General features: G+C 64.7%; 3 protein-coding genes. All 3 read right to left on the bottom strand.

Translation table 11 applies throughout. The features are described from left to right. The coding region (rfbD, locus tag O6X71_RS20925; RefSeq protein ID WP_353467575.1) for a dTDP-4-dehydrorhamnose reductase at positions 1-680 on the bottom strand (680 nt) is incomplete at its 3' end. Then, positions 677-1,732 carry a dTDP-glucose 4,6-dehydratase gene (gene rfbB, locus O6X71_RS20920; RefSeq protein WP_353467574.1) on the bottom strand — a complete coding sequence of 352 codons (1,056 nt, stop codon included), beginning with the start codon at positions 1,730-1,732 and terminating at the stop codon, positions 677-679. The genes rfbD and rfbB, both read right to left, overlap by 4 nt. A gap of 11 nt (positions 1,733-1,743) precedes the next feature. After that, the coding region (locus O6X71_RS20915; protein WP_353467573.1) for a dTDP-4-dehydrorhamnose 3,5-epimerase at positions 1,744-2,007 on the bottom strand (264 nt) is incomplete at its 5' end.

The raw sequence follows: 2,007 nt of genomic DNA, 5'->3' as shown, positions 1-2,007 counted from the left end.
ACCGCGCCGGCATTGCTGAAATGATAAGTGCCGGTCGGCGCCGCGGAATCCTCGACGAGGCGCATCGTGATCGTGGCGAGCGCGGCTGCAAGATCGGTCGCCGACGTCGGGCTGCCGTGCTGGTCGTCAACAACGCGCAGAGTGGGGTTGGTCGCACCGACGCGGAGCATCGTCTTGATGAAGTTGTTGCCGTGGGCGCTAACCACCCACGCAGTGCGGACGATGGCGTGGCGTGCGCCCGAGGTGCGTACGGCCAGTTCGCCACCAAGCTTAGACGCGCCGTACACGCCGAGCGGGGCAACCGGATCGGTCACCTCCCACGCCCCATCGCGCGCGCCGTCGAAGACATAGTCGGTGGAGACCTGAACGATCGGGATACCGGCGTTCGCACAGCTTTCCGCGAACGCCGCGGGTGCCATCGCGTTGACGGCCCAGGCGGTGACGATGTCGCTCTCGGCTTTGTCGACCGCGGTATAAGCACCGGCCGAGATCACGGCTGCCCATGGTTGCCCGTCATGACCTTTGGCGACCATCGCCGCTATCGCGGCGGTATCGCGCAGGTCGAGCTCGTCGATGTCGATCGCGGTCACTGCCCAGCCTTCCGGCCAGGCGTAGCGCTTCAGCTCGGTACCAAGCTGGCCGTTACCACCAGTAACGAGGATCCGCTTCACGTCGCTCATACGGAAAGCCCGCGGCGCTGGTCGGCCTTGTGCTCGGCGACGATCGCTTCCCACCAGCCTTGGTTGTCGAGATACCAGGCGACGGTCTTCTCGATGCCAGTCTCGAACGTCTCGGCAGGCTCCCAGCCAAGCTCGTTCTTGATCCGGCTCGCGTCGATCGCATAGCGCTTGTCGTGCCCCGGGCGGTCGGCGACGTAGGTGATCTGCGTCGCGTAGGACTGGCCATCGGCGCGCGGACGGAGACGATCGAGGATCGTGCAGACGGTCTTCACGACCTCGAGGTTCTGCTTCTCATTGTTCCCGCCGACATTGTAGGTCCGGCCGGGCTCGCCCTGTTCGAACACCGCATGCAGCGCGCGAACGTGGTCCTCGACGAACAGCCAGTCGCGGACCTGATCGCCCTTGCCGTAGACCGGCAGGTCGGCGCCAGCGAGCGCCTTGACGATCATCAGCGGGATCAGCTTTTCGGGGAAGTGATACGGCCCGTAATTGTTCGAGCAGTTGGTGATCAGCACCGGCAACCCGAACGTGTGGCCCCACGCGCTGACGAGGTGGTCGGAGCCCGCCTTCGACGCCGAGTAAGGCGAGCGCGGATCGTACGGCGTTTCCTCGGTGAACAGTCCGGTATCGCCGAGCGAACCGTAGACTTCGTCGGTCGAGATATGATGGAAGCGGAACGCAGCCTTCGCCTCGTCATCGAGCCCGAGCCAGTAGGCGCGCGCTTCGCTGAGCATCGTGAAGGTGCCGACGACGTTGGTCTGGACGAACGCGCCGGGCCCGTCGATCGAGCGGTCGACATGGCTTTCGGCTGCGAGATGCGTGACGATCTCGGGCTTGAACTCGGTGATCGCGGCTTTGACGGCGTCTGCATCGCAGATGTCGCCCTGGACGAACCGGTAGCGGTTCGAGTTCGCAACGCGCTCGACCGTCGACAGCGTGCCGGCATAGGTCAGCTTGTCGAAGTTGAGGACCTCATGGTCGGTGTTCTCGATCAGGTGACGGACGAGAGCCGAACCGATGAAACCGGCCCCGCCGGTGACGAAGATGCGCATGGGTCTATCCTTCAGGCGAGCGGCGCCAGCGGGCGGCCGTCATAGGGAAAGGGGCTGTCGAAGTCGGCGAGCAACGGTTGGACCGCATCCTTGGCCGAAAGCTCGGGCGCGGTGCCGGCGGGCATAGGCCAGTCGATGCCGCCCGAACCAATCGCGGGATCATCCCAGCGAATGCCGCCATCGCTCTCGGGTGCGTATGTGTCCGAGCATTTGTACGAGACTTCGCAATTGTCCTCGAGCGTCACGAAGCCGTGCGCAAAGCCGATCGGGATGAA

The organism is Sphingomonas faeni (assembly GCF_040407505.1).
GTDB classification, from domain to species: domain Bacteria; phylum Pseudomonadota; class Alphaproteobacteria; order Sphingomonadales; family Sphingomonadaceae; genus Sphingomonas; species Sphingomonas faeni_E.
Note: the sequence above shows the minus strand (reverse complement) of the source record. Positions and strands in the feature narration are given on the sequence as shown.